Here is an 18,458-nt window from a genome sequence, read left to right as displayed (position 1 = left end):
AAAAAAAAACCCCGCCACAGCGGCGGGTTTTTTCTTTGTTCCTGGCCCCCTGTCCTCAGCGGCGCACCAGGGTCGGGAACTCGGGCTGCGCCACCAGCGGCGTGAGGGCGGGGACGTTCACCGGGAGGGTGAGGCTCCGCTCCCCGAGGGTCAGGACGACACCAGCGGGGGCGCGGCGGGCGGCGAGAGACACGCCGGGCAGGTCCGCCAGGGCAGCCAGCGGGACGAACGCGGCGCGGTCGATGTACCGCACCGGCACCGCCTGTGGGCCGCCCGGCACCGTGCCCCGGGCCGGGAAGGCGAGGGTCGCCGTGCGCGGCGTGAGCAGCCCGACGGGTGTGCCCAACGCCCCCGCCACCTCCGTCAGCGGCAGGTACACCTGTCCGCCCAGCGCGCGCGCCCCCTCGCCGGCGGCCTGCGCATACTGCTCGGGTGTGCGCGCCGGGGCGGGCGGGGTGACGGTGGGCTGCGGCACAGGACGGGGCGTGGCCGGGGCCGTGGGGACCGGGCGGCCCCCCGGCTGCCGCGCCAGCACGGCGGACGCGGCGGCCCGCTTGGCGGCGGTGCGGGCCTGGGCCTCCTGCGCGTTCAGGACGCGGCCCCACCCGGCAGGCACGCTGCGGAAACTGGTCCAGGGACCGTCGGCCAGCGGGGCCTGCTTCTGGATGGCGTTCAGACCCCCGCCCTCCGTGGCGAAATACAGGACGCCCTGGTCACTCACGGCGACGTTGGTGTCGATCTTCTTGCCGCTGCTGATCTTCCAGAGCGCTTGCCCCGCCGTGCCGATGGCGTGGACCGTGCCGCTCAGGTCGGGCACCACCACGCTGCCGTCACTGAGTTCCGCCGCCGCCGCCGCGACCGGCGCGCCCGCCGGGTAGGTCCACTCATCCTCGCCGCTGGTGTTGATGGCATACACGTTGCCGTCGTAGCTGCCGACCACCACCAGCCCGCCGCTGGTCACGATGGGGCTGGCGTTCACGAACAAGCCGGTGGGCCGCACCCAGCGCTGTTTGCCGTCGGGCGCGACCGAGTAGATGCGGCGGTCGCTGGACCCGAAATACACGTTCCCCTGCGCGTCCAGGGCGGGGCTGCTGAACACCAGCGAACCCGCCCGGAAGGTCCACTTCAGTTTCCCGTCGGGCGTGAGGGCGTGCAACTGGCTGTCCTGTCCACCGAAATAGATGCTGCCGTCCGCCGCGACGGCAGGACTGCTGAAGACGGGCGCACCCACCTTGAAGGTCCACAGCACCTGCCCCTGCGGCGAGAGCGCGGACACGCTCCCCCCCGCCGTGGCGACGATCACGCTGCCGTCCGGCCTCAGCGCGGGGCTGGCGAACACGTCGCCGTCGAGTTTGGTCTTCCACAGCAGCTTGCCCGAGGCGTCGAGGGCATACACCTGATCGTCGTAGGAGGCCGCGATCACGGTTCCCTGCGGGGTCACGATGGGATGGGCGCGGCCGATGTCTCCGGCCGCGTAGTTCCACTTCTCGGCCCCACTGGCGTCCGTGCGGTGAATCCGCGCGTCCGAGCCGACAAAGACCAGGTCGCCACTGTCGGTGATCGCCACGCTGGACAGCACCTTCAGGTCTCTGGTCCAACTGACCTGCGGCGTGGACTGCGCGCTGGCCTGGATGAGAGTGAATGGCAGAAAAATGAATGAGAAGGCGAGGGTTTTCCTCATGTGAAGGTAAGCTCCTTTACAGTCCCTTTACAGGGTGTGGGGGCGAATGGACGGCTGTCAGGGTAGCGTCCTAAGATGCATTTCGTTATGAAAAAGATTCTCATGCTGACCGCGTTCGCGCTCGCTGGCCTCGCCGCCGCGCAGGACACCACCACGCCCACCACGCCGCCGGCCGAGACGACGACCCCCGCCGACACGGGCACGACCACGACCGACACCAGCACGACGGAAACCAGCACCACGACGACCAGCACCGGCACGGCCGGCACCACCATGCAGGACATGAACATGGCGAACCCGGCCAGCATGAGCGCGACCGACAACTTCGCCCGCGCCCAGGAGTTCGCGGTGCAGGCCGACGTAGCCTACCCGGTCCCCTTCTACGACCGCACGCTCTGGAAGGCCGCCGTGGATTCGGCCTACTACGCCGCCAGCATGGACGCGGGTAACCGCGACTACCAGGCGTACCTGGCGCAGCTCTACACCAAGACCCAGTGGTGGATCAACGCCTACAACGCCTGGAACCGCCTGGGCACCCTGAACGACACCGAGAAGCAGTGGGCGTCCCTCAGCGCCGCCAAGCTCGCCTACATCGCGCTCCAGCGCGGCGACAAGCAGATGGCCCGCATGTACGTGGAAAAGGGCATGAGCTGGGCCGACAGCGCCAGCCTCCAGGCCATCATGAAGCGCCTCTGAGCGACCCTCTTTGCCTGGACCGCGCCCCCTTCACCGGGGCGCGGTTCTCATGGTCCTGGTGGCCTTTACACTCGGTCCATGCGCGCCCTGGTGATCTCGGATACACACGGCCTGCTGCGGCCCGAAGTGCTGGCGCTGGCGCGGGAGGCCGGCGCCGTGCTGCACGCGGGCGATGTGGGCCAGCCGGAAGTCCTGACGGCCCTGGGGGCGGCCACGCCCGCTCCCGTCTACGCCATTCGCGGCAATGTGGACCGCACCCCTCCCCTGTCCGGGCTGCCGGAAACGCTGCTGCTGGAACTGGGCGGCGTCTGGGTGTACCTCCTGCATGACCTGCACGCCCTCGACCTCTCCCCGGAGGCGGCGGGCATCGGGGTGGTGATCTCGGGGCACACGCACGCGCCGAGGCTGGAGCAGCGCGGCGGCGTGACCTTTCTGAATCCCGGCTCGGTCGGCCCGCGCCGGTTCCGGCTGCCGGTCGCGTGCGCCTGGCTGCACCTCCATGAAGGGCAGGTCCAGGCCCAGCCGGTCACCCTGCTGCCCTGAAGCCCCCCGCCGGCGGTGGTAGCCTTCCGGGCATGACCGCCTCCGACCTCGCCCCGACCCGCGTCCACGGCACGCTGCACGCCCTCCAAGTGCCTATCCCCTACCCGATGAAGACCGTCACTGTGCTGATCGACACGGGCGGTCCCGTGACGCTGATCGACACGGCGCTCGACACGCCCGAGGCCAGAGCCGCCATCGAGGACGGCCTCGCGGCGCTGGGCCTGCACTGGCCGGATATCGAGCGGGTGATCATCACGCACCACCACCCCGACCACTACGGGCTGGCGGGCGTGGTGGAGGAACGCAGCGGCGCGGCGGTGCAGATGCTCGACGTGGAGATCGGGCGCGGCGAACGCTACTGGCACATGTGGGAAGAATGGCTGCCCGGCCACATCAAGCACATGCAGGACCACGGCCTGCCGCCCGAACTGCTGGAGACGCTGGAACTCGACAGCCGCCGGGGCCGCGCCCGTGTTCACCCGGCCAGCCTCGTGCAGCCGCTGCGCGAGGGCCAACACGTGCCGCTGGCGGGGACCGAGTGGGAGGTGCTGTGGCTGCCCGGCCACGCCGACGGACACCTGGGCCTCTGGAACGAGGCCGAGAGTCTGCTGATCGCCGGGGACGCCATCCTGCCCCGGATCAGCCCGAACGTGGGCCTGTACGCCTACACCCGCCCCGACCCGCTGGGCGACTACCTCCAGACCCTCGGGAAGCTCGAGGCGCTGAACCCGGCCCGCGCGGTGGTCGGGCACCACGGCCCGGTGATGGAGGGCGTGCAGGCCCGCGCGCGGGAACTGCGGGGGCACCACCACGAGCGGCTGGACTTTATCCGGGCGGAGGCGGCCCGGCAGCCCCGCAGCGCGTATGACCTGAGCCTCGCCATGTTCAACCGCGACCTGAACACGGCGGGGCGGCGCTTCGCGCTGGCCGAGACGCTGGCGCACGCCGAACACCTGCACCTGCTGGGACAACTGGCCCGGACCTGGCAGGGGGACCGCTGGGTCTATCACGGCTGAGACGGACTCCGATGGAACCGTTGACGGAGTGATTCCATCCGAGCGGGAGGCGCAGCGTCCTGATGGGCGTCTGTTCGCGACGACGCGAGAAGGAGAGAATACGGGTTCTGGGAGATGGATGGACTTCCGGTGTTGTCCCGGCAGGAAAGCATCGGACGGAATCCGTATGAGGACCACGGCTGGGGGCGGGCCGGAAATGGCGTTCGGTCACCCGTCTGTCCCCGGCCCACGCTCTATACTCGCCCGCATGACGGAACTCCAGCGCATCGTGAGTGCCCTCCAGGCGAGCGGCATGACCGTCGAGCCGGTCGAGGACGGCGCGCTTGTCCGCAACGGCGAAAGCCGCGTGGCCCTGTTTGCCGACGCCGACCACCAGGGGGGCGTGATCGTGCGGCTGCACCTCGACCTCGACCTGTACGTCGAGGAAGACGCCCTGCCGGACATCCTGATGGGCATGAACCTGCTGAACCAGGGCCTGGACTACGGCGCCCTGAACCTCGACCCGGTGGACGAGGAGGACACGGAGGAGGACGCGCCCCTGACCTTTGCCGTGCTGGGCCGCGCCGTGCTGTGGCTGCGCGACCTCGGCCCCGCCGAACTCGACCGCCTGCGCGAGCACCTGCGCCGCTTCGAGGCCGAGGTCACGGAAGCGGTCGAGCGGACGCTGCACGGCAGCAAGGGCATGAGTGCCTGAGGGCGGGCAGGGGGCAGCAGAGAGGCCGGGGCGTGATGCCCCGGCCTTCTGCTTTGCGCCCCCTTCCCGGTAAGCCTTACGCCCGGTCCTTCAGCGGCACATACTGCTGGTCCACTTTGCCGGTGTACACGGCGTCGGGACGCAACAGGCGGTTGTCGCGGGTGTACTCGATCACGCTGGCGCACCAGCCGCTGATGCGGGCCAGCGCGAAGATCGGCGTGAAGTACGCCTTCTTGATGCCCAGGTCGCTGTAGACGGTGCCGCTGTAAAAATCCACGTTGGGGTAGATGCCCTTGGCCCCCATGCGGTCCACCACGATCTTCTCGATGGTTTCGAGAATCTGGTAATAGTTGCTCTTGCCTTCCTTGTTGGCGACGTGTTCGGCGTAGTCGCGCAGCACCCGCGAGCGGGGGTCGAAGTACTTGTAGACGCGGTGCCCGACACCCATGATCTTTTCCTTGTTGTCGAGCTTGCGGGTGATGTAGGCCCCCGCCTGGTCGGGCGTGCCGACCTCGTCGAGCATGTCCATCACGGCCTCGTTGGCTCCGCCGTGCAGCGGCCCCTTCAGCGCGCCGATGGCGCTGGTCATGCAGGAGTACATGTCGCTGAGGGTGCTGGCGGTGGCGATCGCGGTGAAGGTGCTGGCGTTCATGCCGTGATCGGCGTGCAGGACGAGTGCGATGTCGAAGAGGCGGGCCTGTTCGCCGGTGGGTTCCTTGCCGGTCAGCATGTACAGGAAGTTCCCGGCGTGGGTGAGGTCCATGCGCGGCGCGATGATCTCCTGGCCTTCCTGCGCGCGGTTGATCGCCGCGATGATGGTGGCGAACTGCGCGATCAGGCGGATGGAGATGGCCCGGCGGCCTTCTTCGCTGGTGTCCTCGGCCTGCGCGTCGAGCAGCCCCAGGTAAGAGACGGCGGTGCGGAGCGCCTGCATGGGGTGGATGCCGCGGGGCATCGCGGCGATCACGTCGAGCAGCGCCTGCGGCACGGCGCGGTTGGCCTTGAGGTCGGCGTCGAACTTCGCCAGTTCCTCGGCGGTGGGCAGCTCGCCGTCGAGCAGGGCGAGCGAGAGTTCCTCGAAGCTGCTTTTCTCGGCCCACTCCTGGATCGGAATGCCGAGGTGCGTCAGGATGCCTTCCGAGCCGTTGATGAAGGTCAGCTTGGTCTCGGTGAAAAGAACGCCTTCCAGCCCTTTGGCGATGTTGGCGGTGTCAGTCATGGTGCGCTCACCATACCACCGGGCTGTCACGCACCAAATCCGGCGGCGGCGACGTTCCCATGCCGGTGACAGCGGGCCGGGGCCAGCGGCCTACAATGCCCGGCGATGACCGCCCAGCCTCCGTTTGCCTCCCCCGCGCCCGGTGCCCCCGTCACCCTGGCCCTGGACACCGCCACCCCCTTCCTGACCCTGGCCCTGGCCTGGGCGGGCGGGGAGGCCACCTTCTCGGAGGAGGTGGGCCGCGCCCACGCCGAACGCCTCGCGGACGCGGTGCGGGGGCTGCTTAACCAGGCTGGTCTGCCCTTTCGCGCCGACCGGATCGTGATCGGGACTGGGCCGGGGTCGTACACCGGGGTCCGGGTCGGGGCGAGCTATGCCCTGGGCCTGGGGCGGGCCTGGGGGGCCGAGGTGCGCGGCGTGCCCACCCTGGAAGCCCTGGTGCGCGGCGGGGACGGGAACTTGCCGGAAGGTCAGGTGGCCGTCTCGCTCGACGCCCGGCGCGGCAATGTCTACGGTGCGGTGTACGAGGTGCGCGGGGGCGTGGTCACACGGGTCATCCACCCCCCCGAAAAACGGCCGCTGGAGGAGTTCGAGGCCCTCGCAGTGGGGCTGCCCCACCACCGGGACGTGGCCCCGGACGGCCTCGCGCTGCTGCGGGCCGGGCTGGACCACGGCAAGACGGACTGGGCGCTGGCGTACCTGTAGGCGCAGGACCCGCAGGCACGGGGGCGCGTCGGCGGCCAGCAAAAGACGGCGAGCAAAAAAACAGGGGAAGCGCCTGCCTGCGCCTCCCCCGCTTCTTCCGGTCAGTGAATGCCCGCAGTTACAACGTTCCGCCGATCCCGGTCAGGTTCTGACCCGCCGTGACCGACAACGCCGCGAGGGTTTCGAGCACATTGTCCTGGGCCTGCAGGCGGGCGAACTGCGCCTGTTTCAGTGCCAGTTGCGACTGTTGCAGGTCCACGGCGCTGATCGTGCCGCTTCTCAGGCGGGCGGCGTCCTGGTTGTAGGTTTTCAGGGCGGCGGCCTCCCGGCTCGCGGCGACCTTGAGTTGCTCGGCGGCGTTCTGGGCGGTCTGGTACGCGGCAGAGAGGGCCGTGTTCGCATTCTTCTGCGCGGCGTCCAGGGTGCGCTGGGCGTTGGCGAGCGCGGTGCGGGCGTCACTCAAGGTGCGGGCGGGCGTGAAGTCGTTGTCGTAGAGCTTGACGTTCAGTTGCGCTGCCGTTACGTCGTTCCCCGCGCTCACCACGCTGGTGAGGTTGTTGTTCAGGCCCGTTTTCAACTGCGCCAGGGTGCTTTTGAGGGTGGGCAGCGTGCCCAGGCCCGCCGCGCGAACCCCGGTGGGCAACCCGGTCAGGCTCGCCAGCCGCGCCGAGGCGAGGTTCACCTGAGCGCGGGCGTCCGCGAGGTCCTGGATGCTGCCCGAGAGGGTGTTCTGCGCCTTCTGCACGTCGAGCGCGGTGGCGTTGCTCACGCTGAGCTTGACCTGCGCGACCTGCACGGCCTTCTGGTCCACCTGGGTCTGGAGCGTCTGGAGTTCCACGTTCTCCTGCGCCTCCAGCAGCGCGGTATAGGCGTTCACGGCGCTTTGCAGCGTCGAGAGCCGCGCGGCGCGCAGTTGCAGCGTGGCGAGCGTCTGCCCCTGCTGGGCGGCGAGCTTCGCGGCGGCGAGCGTGCTGGGGTCGGCCTGGGCGGCCTTGCTGCCAGCGGTGGCCTTGTCCAGATTCGCCTGCGCGGTCCGCACGTCCGTGCCGTTGGTCAGCGCGGCCTGCACGGCCTGGGTAACGGTGACGCTGGACTGCGCGGCGGCGGTGGGCAGGAGCAGGGTCAGACCGAGCGCGAGGGTGAGGGTGGGGATGCGGTTCAAGGGGTGCCTCCGGCGGTACTCACGAGTCGAATGAGGGCGAGCTGGGCGGTGACGCGGGCCTGCACGAGGTTGCGTCCGGCCTGGTCCAGGCTGAGCTGGGCCGCCGTCACGTCCTCGGCGGTGCCTGTTCCAGCCTGAAGGCGGGCCTGGGCCGTGCCGAGGGCCACGCGGGCGACCTCCACTTGGGTGCTGCTGGCCTGCAACGCCGTGAGGCTGGTCTGGGCCGCAGAGTAGAGCGTGCGGACGTTCAACTCGGCGTTCTGCTGGGCGACCTGCAAGGTGAGCTGCGCCTGGGTCACGTTCGCCTGCGCCGCCGCGAGCTGGGCGCGCAGGGCGGGCGAGTACACCACGTAGCTGCCGCTCACGCTGGCGACCACCCGGTTGCTGCTCGCGCTCCCCGAGGACGATCCCAGCGGCACCGCGTAGCCCACGCCCGCCGTGCCCGCCTTGATATCCACGTTGGCACTCAGGCCGCCGCTCCCCGCCGGGCCGTAGCGCAGGCTGGCGGTGAGGTCGGGCAGGCGCTGGTCCCGCTGCTGCTCCTCCAGCGTCTCCTGGGCGGCGGCCAGGTTGTTCTGCGCCGTGACCACGTCTACCGTGTTCGTGCGCGCGCGGGCCACCAGAGTGTTCAGGTCCGGCAGGGTGAAGGCTCCGGGGGGCAGCGTGGAGAAGGTCACTCCGGCCAGATTCTGATTGAGGACCGCCGCCAGGTTCAGCCGGGCGCTCTCCAGGTTGCTCTGCGCCTCCGTCAACGCGCCCTGGGCGAGTTGCACATTCGCCTGGGTCGTGAGGACGCCCTCCTCGGTGGCGTTGTTCTGCGCGCGCTGCGTGCGGGCGATTTCCAGCTGGCGCTGGCGCAGCGTCAGGGTCTGCCCCGCCAGCGTCACGTCCTGCTGGGCCACCGCCGCCGCGAGGTACTGCTGGTACACGTTCAGCCGGGTACTCGCCTGCGCCGCCGCCAGGTTGGCCTGGGCCAGCGCCAGGCTGCGCTGTGCGGCCCGCAGGCTGGCCTGTCCGCTCGACCAGGGCAGCAGCCCCAGGCTGGCCTGCACGCCCGCGCTCCCGCCCAGGCTGCTCGCGGTGGTGGTTGTCGTGCCGTCCGCAGCGGTCGCGGTCGAGGCCCCCGCATAGCTGGCGTTCCCGGTCACGCTGACACTCAGCCCCAGGGCCTTCTGCGCCGCCTCCAGGTTCTGCCGCGCGACCTGCACGCTGAGCTGCGCCTGCGTGACGTTGGGTGCCTGTGCGAGCCGGGCCAGGGCGGCGTCCAGGGTCAGGGTGCTGGCCGGGGCACTGGCGGACGCTGCCTGCGCCGGTGCGGTTGCTCCGGGCTGAGCCGCTCCGGTCTGGGCCTGCACGCTGCCCGTACCCAGCAGCAGCGCGAGCGTCAGCGCCCTGGGAACCGGCCGGCGGGGGGGAGGACTGGTCATGGTGTTCACCCTGCCGCGCGTCCGCGAACGCCCGGCGAACCTTTCTTGAAGATTTGTCGAAGACGGCCGGGTGGCCGCGCGGGCCGCACCCAGACGTCCGGAAGGCGGCGCAGCACCCGGACGCGGCGCGGCGGGCACGTTCGCAGAACCTTCGCCGCCGCTGCCTACCATAGAGGCATGAGCGCCCTGATCCTGATCGTCGAGGACGAACCGCAACTCGCGGAGGTGCTGGAAGCCTACGCGCGGCAGGAGGGCTACCGCACCGAGCGCGCCGGGGACGGAATCGCGGCGCTGACCGCCTACCGCGCCGCCCACCCCGACCTGATCCTGCTCGACGTGATGCTGCCGGGGCGCAGCGGCCTGGACGTGCTCAAGACCGTGCGCGCCGACGGCCCCACCCCCGTGATCCTGGTGACGGCCCGCGCCGAGGAAAGCGACCAGATCGTCGGGCTGGAACTCGGCGCGGACGACTACGTGGTCAAGCCCTTCCGTCCGCGTGAGGTGATGGCGCGCGTGAAAGCCGTGCTGCGCCGCGTCCAGGCGTCCCAGGGGGACCCCGAACGTCCGCTGCGGGTCGGCCCGCTGGAGGTGGACCGCCGCGCCGCCCGCGCCCGCGTGAACGGCCAGCCGCTCAGCCTGACCCCCGCCGAATTCCGGCTGCTCGCGCACCTCGCGCAGGTGCCGGGGCGGGCCTGCACGCGCGAGGAACTGCTGGCGGCCGCCCTGCCCGAGAGTGACGCCCTGGAGCGGGTGGTGGACGCCCACCTGGCGAGCGTGCGCCGCAAGCTCGACGCCGCGCGGGCGGGCGAGCTGCTGCACACGGTGCGCGGCGTGGGCTACCGCCTGGAGGCCCCGGCTTGACCCGGCCCACGCCCCGGGGGGCCGCCCGCTGGCACGGGCCGAGCCTGGCGGTGACGCTGCTGCTCTCCATGCTGCTGGTCGTGGGCCTGGCGGTGGGGGGCATGTTCCTGTTCTCTAATCTCGCCGTCCGGCAGGAGGTGGCGCGGCTTCCGCCCGAGGTGCAAGCCTACCTGCGTGCCCGCCAGGAAGCCGAGCGGCGGGGCGAGCAGCCCCCGCCCCCGCCCTACCGCGCGCCCAGGTCGGCGGAGACTGGTCCCCCGGCTGTGGCGGGGAGCGCCAGCGCCGAACCGCCCTCCGGCACAGACGTGGACCGTCCTCCGGGGGGCGGCATCCCGGCGGTGCTGCGGCCGAGCGCGCAGGGCTTTGTGCGCAACGTGCAGACCAGCCTGGTGCAGGGCGGGCTGATGGCGGCGGCGGCGGCGGCCTCCCTCAGCCTGCTGCTCGCGCGCCGGGTGGCTCGGCCCATCACGGCGGTGTCGCGCGCGGCGGCGGGGCTGGCGAGCGGCGACCTGACCTCGCGCGCGCCGGTCCTGAAGGGGGACCGGGAGGTGGCCGACCTCGCGCGCACCTTCAACGAGATGGCCGGGAATCTGGAGGCGCTGGAGCGCGAGCGGCAGCAGGCCGTGGCCGACATCGCGCACGAGCTGCGCACGCCCATCGCCATCATGCAGGCGCGGCTGGACGCGCTGGAAGACGGCGTCTATCCGCTGGACGCGGGCCAGATCGCGCTGCTGAGCGGACAGACGCAGCTCCTCACGCGCCTGGTCGGCGACCTGCGGACCCTCACGCTGGCCGACGCGGGGCGGCTGGGCCTGTACGCCGAGAGCGTGGACCTGGCCGAGGTGGCGGGGCAGGTGGTCCGCGACCTGACCGACCGCGCCGGGGCACGCGGCATCCGGCTGAGCCTGACGGCGGACCCGGCCCCCCTCACCGCCGACCGGGACCGGGTGCGGCAGGTCACCGCCAATCTGGTCGAGAACGCCCTGCGGCACGCCCGCAGCCAGGTGACCGTGCGCGTCGAGGTCAGCCCGGAGTGCGCCCGGCTGCACGTGGACGACGATGGCCCCGGCATCCCCGAGGGCCTGCGCGACACGGTCTTCACGCGCTTTACCCGCCTCGACGAGAGCCGGACGCGCGACACGGGCGGCAGCGGCCTGGGCCTCGCCATCGTGCGGGCGCTGGCGAGCGCCCACGGCGGGCAGGCCAGCGCCGCCGCCTCGCCCCTGGGCGGCGCCCGCTTCACGGTCGTCTTGCCCCGCGAGGCCCACTGACGGCCGGGCGCCTCTCTACCCCCGCACCCGCAGCCCCACCAGCAGCCCCGCCGTAAAGGCCCCGGCAAAGGGCAGGTTCGCCGTCAGGACGCGGCCCAGCCACGCGCCGCCCACCTCGCCGCCCTGCCGCAGCCAGGGGTCCGCGAGGGCCTGCACGCGCGGCCAGTTCACCGTCAGGAAGCCGAAATACGCCAGCACCTGCACGCTGACGAACAGCAGGCCCAGCGCCACCAGGGCGGCGCGCCCCACCTTCCTGAGCGCGAGGCCGGTCGCAAACCCCAGCAGCGCGCCCACGCTCAGGTCGGGGAGCAGGGGCCGCAGGGCAGCGGTGATGGAGGCGGACGAAAGGGGATCGGGGGGCAAGGACAGCGCATGCTAGCGCCGAATGGGGCTTGCGGGGGTCTTGCAGCCTCGCACAGACGGCTTCCGCCAAAGGGCTGACGCGCGGGGGCCGGGCAGGCGGTATGGTGGGAGCGACGTGACTCCCGAGCCGGACATCCTCACGCCCGAGCTGCTCGCCCGCCTGACCGCCGGGGAAGAGGCCGCGTGGCACGCCTTCGTCAGCGCCTATGAGGGCCGCATGTACGCCTACCTGTACCGTCTGGAAGGCAACGCGGAGGACGCGCTGGACCTGACGCAGGAGGTCTTCTACCGCGCCTGGCGCAGTATCCGGACCTTCCGGGAGGGTGAGCGGGTGCTGCCCTGGCTGTATCAGGTGGCGCGCAACACCCAGATCGAGTCGCACCGCCGCAAGCAGCTCCAGCGCTTCAGCCTGGAAGAGGCCCGCGAGGACGTGGGCTTCGAGGTCACCAGCGGCGCCCGCTCGCCCGTCCAGGCCGCCGAGAGTGCCGACGCGCAGGACCGCGTGCAGCGCGCCCTGATGCGCCTGCCGGGGGAGTACCGCGAGGCGGTCGTGCTGCGCTTCGTCGAGGACCTGCCCTACGACGAGATTGCCCGGATTCAGGGTGTGGCTGTCGGCACCGCCAAGAGCCGCGTCTTCCGGGCCAAGGAACAATTGGCCGAGTTGCTGGCCGACGTGGCCGACGTGCATTGAGGGGCCGGGCGCGTGGCTTCCCTCACGGCGCGTGGCCCGCAGGACCCGCTAGCCTGAGGGGGTGAGAGAAGTTCGGAACGCCCGGGACTGGATGAGGAGCGGCGTGCTGGCGCTGCTGCTGGCGGGCGTGCCCTCGGCGGCGCTGCTGGGGGCCTGTGCCGCGCCGCCGGTGGAGTTCCGGGTGGGCTTCTCGATGAACGAGGAGCGCCGCGCGCCGCTGCCGGTGGCCTTCACGGCGCAGGCCCCTGCCGGATACCGCGTCGAGTGGGACTTCGGGGACGGGGGCAGCGGCCAGGGAACCTCGGCGGCACACACCTACTACCGGGCGGGCACATACACGGTGCGGGCGCGGCTGCTGGACGAACGCGGGCAGCCGCGCGCCACCGCCAGCGGCCCGGTCACAGTGCTCAGCGGCGGCCCCGAACACGCCGAGCTGGTCGTGCTGCTGGGGCGCGGCGAGGTGCGGCTCTCGGCGGCGGGTAGCGTGGCCTACCGGCCCGGCACGCCGGCTTTCACCCTGGATGGCCGTCCGGTGGGTGCTGGCCCGGTCCCGGTGGCGGCCGGAGCCTACCGGGCGACCGTGCGCCTGCCCGGCGAAAGCGGCGTGCTGGAGCGGAGCGTGGCTTTCCGCGTCGCGCCACTGCCCGGCAGCGTGCCTTTCGAGACCGAGGTGCTGCGCCTGACCAATCAGGCACGGGCACGCGGCTGGAACTGCACCACCCTGCGTGAGGGCGGTCCGGCCCTCCCCCCTCTGGCCCGCGACCCTCAGCTGGAGGTGGCGGCGCTGGCCCAGTCGGCGGGCATGGCCCTGAACGGGTACTTCGACCACAGGAGCGCCCTGGACGGCAGCACCCCGGCGCAGCGCGTGCAGGCGACCGGCCTGCGCGTCCGGGCCAGCGCGGAGAACATCGCCGCAGGCCAGGAGACGCCCGAGGAGGTCGTGCGGGGCTGGCTGCGCAGCCCCGGTCACTGCCGGAACATCATGGGCGATTTCACGCGGCTGGGGGTGGCCTATGTCAACCGCCCGGACAGCCCGTATGGGCGCTACTGGACCCAGGTGTTCGCTACCCCGGCCCAGTAACCCCGTGACGCTGCCCGGTGGCCCGGCGCGCCGGCCGAACAGGCTTCAGCCTCCGCGCCTGACCCTGGCCTGACCGGCCTGCTCCACCAGGGGAGGCTCGCCCAGCGTCAGGCGGACCAGCGTGCCGCCGCCTGGGGCGTCTTCCAGCGTCACGTCGCCGCCGTGCGCGCGGGCATAGCGGCGCACCAGCGACAGGCCGAGGCCCTGGCCCTCGGTCAGGCCGCGCGGGCCGCGCTCGTAGGGCAGGAAGGCCCGTTCGCGCAGCTCGGCGGGCATGCCGGGGCCGTGGTCCCGGACCGTGATCTCGGGCTGGCCGCCCGGCATATCCAGGGTCAGCTCGACCGGGCCGGAGGTGTACTTCACCGCGTTCTCGACCAGGTTCTCGAGAATCTGCCGCAGGCGGTCGGCGTCCACCGCCCAGGGGACAGGCGACCCCGGCACCCGGGCCGTGACGCGCCCCCCGGCGACCCGCTGCACCAGCACGCGCAGGTCGGGGCGGGACAGCCGCAGGGTCACGTCGAGATACAGGTCTTGCAGCCGCGTCAGGTCGGCGCGGCTGGCGAGCTGCGTGGCGCTGTCCTCGATCAGGCCCAGCAGGTGCTGGCGCTGCTCGGGCGTGTCGGCGTGGCGCAGCAGGTCGCTGGCGAGCAGCAGGGACTGGAGGGGGCGGCGCAGCTCATGGCTCGCCAGGCTCAGGGCCTCGCGCTGGCGGGCCTCGCGGCGGGCACGGCGTTCGCGTTCCGTGCGCCACAGCAGCAATGCCCGCACTGTCAGCAGCATGCTCAGGATGCCGGTGGCGAGCGCGGTGGCGATCAAGGCGCGGCGCATCGCCTCCAGCGCCTGCACGTACTGCACCTTCGTCTCGTTGGCGAGGTCGCCCGCCTGGGCGGTCAGCCGGATGGCCTCGCGGGACGCCGCCGCGACGCTGGTGGGCGTGTCCCGGCGCAGCAGCGCCGCCACGCGCTCCAGCCGGGCGTCACCGCGCGCCTCCACGGCCGCCAGCATCGTGAACTGGGCTGGATTGCCGGCGCTGGAGAGGGCCACCTCGCGGCGCATCTGCCGCTCGGCCGCGCTCAGGGCCGGGTCCAGGCGGGCCACCTGATAGGACTGCACGTCCTGGGTGAGGCCCTGATAGGCGTAGGGCGTCCAGCCGTTCCCGTTCTCGATCAGCGTCCGGTAGGCGGGCTGCGTGGCGAGCAGCAGCAGCGCCACCGTCAGCAGGGCGGGCAGGGCCGCGAGAATCACTTCCCGCACCCCCACAGCCGGAGAGACGCGGTGAACGGGGCGCGCGTCCGGGAAGGCCGGCGTCACGGCGCGGGCGTTATCCGCTCGACGAACCACACCCAGGCCGCCCCGTAGAGCCGGGCGGGAAAACGCTGCGGATCGGGCGGCAACACCACGGCCAGCGGGCCTTTTTCCAGCACCGGAATCGGGCGGCCATCGGCGGTGTGCGCGAGCATGATGGGCGCCTGCATGTAGTCCCGCGCGCGGATGGTGGTCACGAAACCGTTGGTGGCATACAGGCGCAGGTCCTGCCCGGCGAAGCCGCCCCGCACCGCCAGGTCCCGCAGGGGCACGCCTTCATAGGTGAAGGTGCGGTGCAGCTGCGCGTGTTCGGTCGCGTAGCGCACGGTCGGCAGGGCCAGGAGCTGCGCGCGCGTGAAGACCTGCGTCCGGCCCCGGCCCTCCAGGGTCAGCAGCACCTGTTCCCCGGGCTTCAGGGGGGGAAGGGGACGCGCCAGGTGGCTGTAGGGAAAGGGCGTGAGCTTTCCGGGCTTTCCCGCGCCGTCCTGCGCCCCCAGGGCCAGGCCGGACGCGAGAAACAGCAGAGGCAGCAGGGCACGGACTTGTGGGCGCACACCCCAATCTAGTGTGGATGCGGGGGTCACCTCAAGCTGACGGGGTGGGCAGCAACCGGGTTCGGCCGCGCGGGGAAGTCTCTGGCCCGGGCCGCAGACATGAAATCGCCGTGAGGGGGCCACCACCGCTTCTGAAGAAGGGGTCAGGCTGGGGTCATCTGGCCCAGGCACAGTGAGGCCATGAAAGCCTTCCTCTCTGTTACGGCCCTGAGCGCCCTCCTGATCGGCACGGCGGGGGCCGCCCCCGTCATCAGCGCGCAGAGCATCATCGTGAACCCCGTTCAGAGCAGCCTGAACGTCAAGGTCTGGACCGACCGGGGCAGCGGGCAGCAGGTGCCCAGCTACGCGCCCGGCGAGCGCATCCGCCTCTACACCAGCGTGAACCAGGACGCCTACGTCTACCTGTTCAACGTGGACCCGCAGGGCCGGGTGGACCTGATCCTGCCCAACCGCTACCAGGGCGGCGCGAACTTCCAGAAGGCGAACACCACCCGCGCCTTTCCCGCGTCCGGTGACCCCTTCACCTTCGATATCGCCGCGCCTTACGGCCTGAACAAGGTGCTGGCCCTGGCGAGCCGCACCCCGCTGAACCTGGACCAGATCGCCACCTTCAAGACGCAGCAGAACAGCTTCGCCACCGTGAACGTGCAGGGCCAGGAGCGGCTGGCGCAGGCGCTGAGCATCGTGGTCAACCCGGTGGATCAGGGAAGCTGGGTCAGTGACACGGCGTATTACAACGTGGCAGGCCGCACGGCCAGCGCGCAGTCCGTCACCGTGCAGCCCGCGCCCAGCCAGCCCGCGCCGGTGCGCCCCGCGCCCATTCAGCCCGTCCGCCCCGCTCCGGTCTGGACCAGCGGCGACTGGCAGGGCCGCGACTGGCAGACCAGCTTCGAGCGCCGCAGCAGCCTGGAAAGCGTGTATGCCGAGTACGCAGGCCGCCTGCGGGCCGAGGGCTACACCCAGGTTTCGGCCCGTCAGAACGGCAACCATCTCCGGGGCGAGTTCCGCCAGGGAGGCCGCCGCGCCACGCTGGAAGTGAAGCAGAAGGGCAGCCGCTTCGAGGTGCAGATCACCCGCCGCTGAATACACCGAAACACATCAGAAGCGCGCCGCCCCAGTTCTCCGGGGCGGCGCGCTTCTGATGTGGGCTTACCTGCCGTGGGTGGCCTTCCAGGCGAGCGCAAAGTCCTCGTAGGAGGTCCGCGCGTTCTCGGCGGCCGCGCTTGCCAGGGCGCTCACCCCGGGCAGGCTGCCATAGGCGGCGGTGGACCAGAGTTGCAGGTGGCTGGCCGTCAGCGTCCGGGTCCCGAGGGTGATCCGGGCGTCCTTCAGCAGTTCCAGGCTGAAGCTCAGCGAGTACAGCACGCGGCCGTCCTCCGCCCTGAAAGCGTCCACGTTGTAGAGCTGCGCCACCGTGCAGGTTTTGGGATCCCCGAAGGGAACGGCGTAGAGCGTGGCGTAGCGAATGAGCTGCTCGTCGACCTTCAGTTCCAGGTCTTCCTGTTCCTGATCGTCCAGGTACACGTAGGAGGTGGGCGGGCACAGGTCGGCGGCGGTCAGGGGCCGCAGGTTGCCCTGCTGGTGGTCGGCGTGGGCCGTGCCGGTCAGGGTCAGCAGGGCCGGCAGCAGGAGCAGCGCAGGTCGCATAGGGCAGTGTACACACCGCAGGCAGGACCCGGGAGGCCAGACGACGCCCACCGGGCATCTGCTACCCTGGGCCTACTTCCCCTTCCGGGTGGCCCCTGCCAGGGGGCTGTCCCCGCTCCTGCTCTGCTTTTCTGCGCCCTATGCCGATGCCTCCGCGCCCCTCCCCCGTTCCCGGCCTCCTCGGCGGGCACCGTCCGGCGCGGCTGCTGAACCAGCGCCGAGCGCCGTAGCGTTCGCCCGGCCCGGCTGCGACCTTTTTCCCCTCCTGGCTTTCCCTTCCGGCTCTCCTTTCTGGTGCTGGCCGGCGCGGCCCGCGTTCTGTCCTCTCCCCTGCCTGTGGAGGCTCTCCCCATGTCCAAGCCCACCGCCAAGTCCAAGTCCAAAACACCGCCGAAGTCCGCTGCGGTGCCTGCCCCCTCGGACCCCACCGCCGCCGGGGCTGCCGCCTACGCCGACGCGCAGGGCGAGATGATTCAACTGATCGCGCCCGACGGCACGGTGACCCAGCCGGAGCGGCTGCCCGACGTGTCCATCCGGCTGCGGCTCTACCACCTGATGCGCCGCGCCCGGCACTTCGACGAACGGGCCTGGGTGCTGTACCGCACCGGGCGCATGGGCGTCTTTCCGCCCTATGGCGGCATGGAGGCCAGCCAGGTCGGCACCGCCGCCGCGCTCACCCCGGACGACTGGCTGTTTCCCACCTACCGCGACACGGGTGCGGCGCTGACCTACGGCCTGCCCCTGGCACAGACCATCGCCTACTGGCGCACCAGCCCGCACGGCTGGGCCATGCCGGAGAACCTGAAGGTGCTGCCCTTTTACATCCCCATTGCCACCCAGTACCCCCACGCGGTCGGCGCGGCCCTGGCCGAGCGGCGCCGGGGCACAAGGAACGTGGCGATGGCCTACATCGGGGACGGCGGCAGTTCCGAGGGCGACTTTCACGAGGCCCTGAACTTCGCCGGTGCCCTGAATGCCCCGTGCGTGTTCATCCTCCAGAACAACGGCTGGGCCATCAGCGTGCCGACCCGCTCGCAGACGCGGGCCACCAACCTCTCGCGCCGCGCCGAAGGCTACGGGATTCCGGGCGTGCGGGTGGACGGCAACGACGTGCTGGCGACCTACAGGGTCACTGCCGAGGCCGTGCAACGTGCCCGCGACGGCGAAGGCCCCACCCTGATCGAGACCGTCACCTACCGCGTCAAACCGCACACCGTGGCCGACGATCCCAGCCGCTACCGCACGGCAGAGGACACGGCGGGCTGGGACGCCCGTGACCCGGTGCTGCGCCTGCGGGCACACCTGCTCGCGGAAGGGCACCTCACCGAGGAAGCCGACGCTGAGATTACGCGCGAGATCGAGGCCGAGTTCGAGGAAGCGCTGCGGGTGGCCGACGCCTACCCCGAGCCGACCCCCGCCGAGATTCTCGACCACGTCTTCGCCGAGCCGACACCGCAGCTCGTGCGTCAGCGCGCGCAGATTCTGGCGGAGGAGGGGGCGTGAGGGTTGTCGGACGGAGGGCGTGGGTCGTAGGAACCCCAC

At 71.4% G+C, this 18,458-nt stretch carries 19 protein-coding genes; 11 read left to right on the top strand and 8 right to left on the bottom strand.

Features of this window, described 5'->3' with window-relative positions; all coding sequences use genetic code 11:
* Nucleotides 1–55: 55 nt before the first annotated feature.
* A complete protein-coding gene (locus tag DEIPH_RS13185; protein WP_034358846.1) occupies nucleotides 56–1,681 on the bottom strand; it encodes a beta-alanine-activating enzyme beta-propeller domain-containing protein in 1,626 nt (541 codons plus the stop codon).
* Nucleotides 1,682–1,768: 87 nt separating this feature from the next.
* Here DEIPH_RS13185 and DEIPH_RS13180 point away from each other — a divergent pair, with 87 nt between their 5' ends.
* From DEIPH_RS13180 to DEIPH_RS13165, 4 genes are all read left to right on the top strand, one after another.
* Complete coding sequence (locus DEIPH_RS13180; protein ID WP_235183245.1) at nucleotides 1,769–2,377, top strand: hypothetical protein; 609 nt, start codon at nucleotides 1,769–1,771, stop codon at nucleotides 2,375–2,377.
* Between the two features lie 78 nt (nucleotides 2,378–2,455).
* Complete coding sequence (locus DEIPH_RS13175) at nucleotides 2,456–2,920, top strand: metallophosphoesterase family protein (RefSeq protein ID WP_034358842.1); 465 nt, start codon at nucleotides 2,456–2,458, stop codon at nucleotides 2,918–2,920.
* 32 nt (nucleotides 2,921–2,952) lie between these two features.
* Complete coding sequence (locus tag DEIPH_RS13170; protein WP_034358840.1) at nucleotides 2,953–3,936, top strand: MBL fold metallo-hydrolase; 984 nt, start codon at nucleotides 2,953–2,955, stop codon at nucleotides 3,934–3,936.
* A gap of 247 nt (nucleotides 3,937–4,183) precedes the next feature.
* Nucleotides 4,184–4,630 (top strand): hypothetical protein, encoded by a 447-nt coding sequence (locus DEIPH_RS13165; protein ID WP_034358839.1) that lies wholly within the window; start codon nucleotides 4,184–4,186, stop codon nucleotides 4,628–4,630.
* Between the two features lie 76 nt (nucleotides 4,631–4,706).
* Here the strand turns inward: DEIPH_RS13165 and DEIPH_RS13160 are convergent, their stop codons facing one another.
* Nucleotides 4,707–5,849: a citrate/2-methylcitrate synthase gene (locus DEIPH_RS13160; protein WP_034358837.1), complete on the bottom strand. Its 1,143-nt coding sequence runs from the start codon at nucleotides 5,847–5,849 to the stop codon at nucleotides 4,707–4,709.
* A 105-nt stretch (nucleotides 5,850–5,954) separates the two neighbouring features.
* Here DEIPH_RS13160 and tsaB point away from each other — a divergent pair, with 105 nt between their 5' ends.
* Nucleotides 5,955–6,554, top strand: a complete 600-nt coding sequence (tsaB, locus tag DEIPH_RS13155; protein ID WP_034358835.1) for a tRNA (adenosine(37)-N6)-threonylcarbamoyltransferase complex dimerization subunit type 1 TsaB — start codon at nucleotides 5,955–5,957, stop codon at nucleotides 6,552–6,554.
* 118 nt (nucleotides 6,555–6,672) lie between these two features.
* On the opposite strand, the gene DEIPH_RS13150 is transcribed toward tsaB, so the two are convergent.
* Both DEIPH_RS13150 and DEIPH_RS13145 read right to left on the bottom strand, forming a co-directional pair.
* Entirely contained in the window at nucleotides 6,673–7,716 is a 1,044-nt protein-coding gene (locus tag DEIPH_RS13150) for a TolC family protein (RefSeq protein WP_034358833.1), read from the bottom strand.
* On the bottom strand, nucleotides 7,713–9,143 hold the full coding sequence (locus DEIPH_RS13145) for a TolC family protein (RefSeq protein ID WP_034358888.1): 1,431 nt from the start codon (nucleotides 9,141–9,143) through the stop codon (nucleotides 7,713–7,715). Before DEIPH_RS13145 ends, DEIPH_RS13150 begins: the two co-directional genes overlap by 4 nt.
* 177 nt (nucleotides 9,144–9,320) lie before the next feature.
* Here DEIPH_RS13145 and DEIPH_RS13140 point away from each other — a divergent pair, with 177 nt between their 5' ends.
* Together DEIPH_RS13140 and DEIPH_RS13135 are read left to right on the top strand one after the other, a co-directional pair.
* On the top strand, nucleotides 9,321–10,004 hold the full coding sequence (locus DEIPH_RS13140; protein ID WP_034358831.1) for a response regulator: 684 nt from the start codon (nucleotides 9,321–9,323) through the stop codon (nucleotides 10,002–10,004).
* On the top strand, nucleotides 10,001–11,275 hold the full coding sequence (locus tag DEIPH_RS13135; protein ID WP_034358828.1) for a HAMP domain-containing sensor histidine kinase: 1,275 nt from the start codon (nucleotides 10,001–10,003) through the stop codon (nucleotides 11,273–11,275). Before DEIPH_RS13140 ends, DEIPH_RS13135 begins: the two co-directional genes overlap by 4 nt.
* Nucleotides 11,276–11,290: 15 nt before the next feature.
* Here the strand turns inward: DEIPH_RS13135 and DEIPH_RS13130 are convergent, their stop codons facing one another.
* The gene (locus DEIPH_RS13130) at nucleotides 11,291–11,638 is read right to left on the bottom strand and encodes an FUN14 domain-containing protein (RefSeq protein WP_051517366.1); all 348 of its coding nucleotides are present in this window, start codon (nucleotides 11,636–11,638) and stop codon (nucleotides 11,291–11,293) included.
* Between the two features lie 115 nt (nucleotides 11,639–11,753).
* On the opposite strand from DEIPH_RS13130, the gene DEIPH_RS13125 reads away from it, so the two are divergent.
* Nucleotides 11,754–12,329, top strand: coding sequence for an RNA polymerase sigma factor (locus DEIPH_RS13125; protein ID WP_034358826.1), 576 nt, complete (start codon nucleotides 11,754–11,756; stop codon nucleotides 12,327–12,329).
* A gap of 61 nt (nucleotides 12,330–12,390) precedes the next feature.
* Entirely contained in the window at nucleotides 12,391–13,410 is a 1,020-nt protein-coding gene (locus DEIPH_RS13120; protein ID WP_235183244.1) for a CAP domain-containing protein, read from the top strand.
* 45 nt (nucleotides 13,411–13,455) lie between these two features.
* On the opposite strand, the gene DEIPH_RS13115 is transcribed toward DEIPH_RS13120, so the two are convergent.
* Both DEIPH_RS13115 and DEIPH_RS13110 read right to left on the bottom strand, forming a co-directional pair.
* Entirely contained in the window at nucleotides 13,456–14,721 is a 1,266-nt protein-coding gene (locus DEIPH_RS13115) for a sensor histidine kinase (protein ID WP_051517365.1), read from the bottom strand.
* Nucleotides 14,718–15,269 carry a hypothetical protein gene (locus DEIPH_RS13110; protein ID WP_235183243.1) on the bottom strand — a complete coding sequence of 184 codons (552 nt, stop codon included), beginning with the start codon at nucleotides 15,267–15,269 and terminating at the stop codon, nucleotides 14,718–14,720. The genes DEIPH_RS13115 and DEIPH_RS13110 overlap by 4 nt, the downstream gene beginning before the upstream one ends.
* 180 nt (nucleotides 15,270–15,449) lie before the next feature.
* Here DEIPH_RS13110 and DEIPH_RS13105 point away from each other — a divergent pair, with 180 nt between their 5' ends.
* Entirely contained in the window at nucleotides 15,450–16,352 is a 903-nt protein-coding gene (locus tag DEIPH_RS13105) for a DUF4384 domain-containing protein (protein ID WP_034358822.1), read from the top strand.
* Nucleotides 16,353–16,418: 66 nt separating this feature from the next.
* Here DEIPH_RS13105 and DEIPH_RS13100 read toward each other — a convergent pair whose 3' ends face one another.
* Nucleotides 16,419–16,916, bottom strand: a complete 498-nt coding sequence (locus DEIPH_RS13100; protein ID WP_034358820.1) for a hypothetical protein — start codon at nucleotides 16,914–16,916, stop codon at nucleotides 16,419–16,421.
* 468 nt (nucleotides 16,917–17,384) lie between these two features.
* Between DEIPH_RS13100 and pdhA the strand changes: the two genes are divergently transcribed.
* Nucleotides 17,385–18,419 carry a pyruvate dehydrogenase (acetyl-transferring) E1 component subunit alpha gene (gene pdhA / locus DEIPH_RS13095; RefSeq protein ID WP_235183247.1) on the top strand — a complete coding sequence of 345 codons (1,035 nt, stop codon included), beginning with the start codon at nucleotides 17,385–17,387 and terminating at the stop codon, nucleotides 18,417–18,419.
* Nucleotides 18,420–18,458 lie beyond the last annotated feature (39 nt).

The organism is Deinococcus phoenicis, assembly GCF_000599865.1.
GTDB classification, from domain to species: domain Bacteria; phylum Deinococcota; class Deinococci; order Deinococcales; family Deinococcaceae; genus Deinococcus; species Deinococcus phoenicis.
This window is presented reverse-complemented; position numbering and strand designations above follow the sequence as displayed.

What these genes read in the sequence shown, in the direction of transcription:
- DEIPH_RS13100 (WP_034358820.1), bottom strand. Translation starts at nt 16,916, where the DNA reads ATGCGACCTGCGCTGCTCCTGCTGCCGGCCCTGCTGACCCTGACCGGC.
- DEIPH_RS13140 (WP_034358831.1), top strand. Translation starts at nt 9,321, where the DNA reads ATGAGCGCCCTGATCCTGATCGTCGAGGACGAACCGCAACTCGCGGAG.
- DEIPH_RS13180 (WP_235183245.1), top strand. Translation starts at nt 1,769, where the DNA reads ATGAAAAAGATTCTCATGCTGACCGCGTTCGCGCTCGCTGGCCTCGCC.
- DEIPH_RS13185 (WP_034358846.1), bottom strand. Translation starts at nt 1,681, where the DNA reads ATGAGGAAAACCCTCGCCTTCTCATTCATTTTTCTGCCATTCACTCTC.
- DEIPH_RS13105 (WP_034358822.1), top strand. Translation starts at nt 15,450, where the DNA reads ATGAAAGCCTTCCTCTCTGTTACGGCCCTGAGCGCCCTCCTGATCGGC.
- DEIPH_RS13170 (WP_034358840.1), top strand. Translation starts at nt 2,953, where the DNA reads ATGACCGCCTCCGACCTCGCCCCGACCCGCGTCCACGGCACGCTGCAC.
- DEIPH_RS13165 (WP_034358839.1), top strand. Translation starts at nt 4,184, where the DNA reads ATGACGGAACTCCAGCGCATCGTGAGTGCCCTCCAGGCGAGCGGCATG.
- DEIPH_RS13145 (WP_034358888.1), bottom strand. Translation starts at nt 9,143, where the DNA reads ATGACCAGTCCTCCCCCCCGCCGGCCGGTTCCCAGGGCGCTGACGCTC.
- tsaB (WP_034358835.1), top strand. Translation starts at nt 5,955, where the DNA reads ATGACCGCCCAGCCTCCGTTTGCCTCCCCCGCGCCCGGTGCCCCCGTC.
- DEIPH_RS13175 (WP_034358842.1), top strand. Translation starts at nt 2,456, where the DNA reads ATGCGCGCCCTGGTGATCTCGGATACACACGGCCTGCTGCGGCCCGAA.
- DEIPH_RS13160 (WP_034358837.1), bottom strand. Translation starts at nt 5,849, where the DNA reads ATGACTGACACCGCCAACATCGCCAAAGGGCTGGAAGGCGTTCTTTTC.
- pdhA (WP_235183247.1), top strand. Translation starts at nt 17,385, where the DNA reads ATGATTCAACTGATCGCGCCCGACGGCACGGTGACCCAGCCGGAGCGG.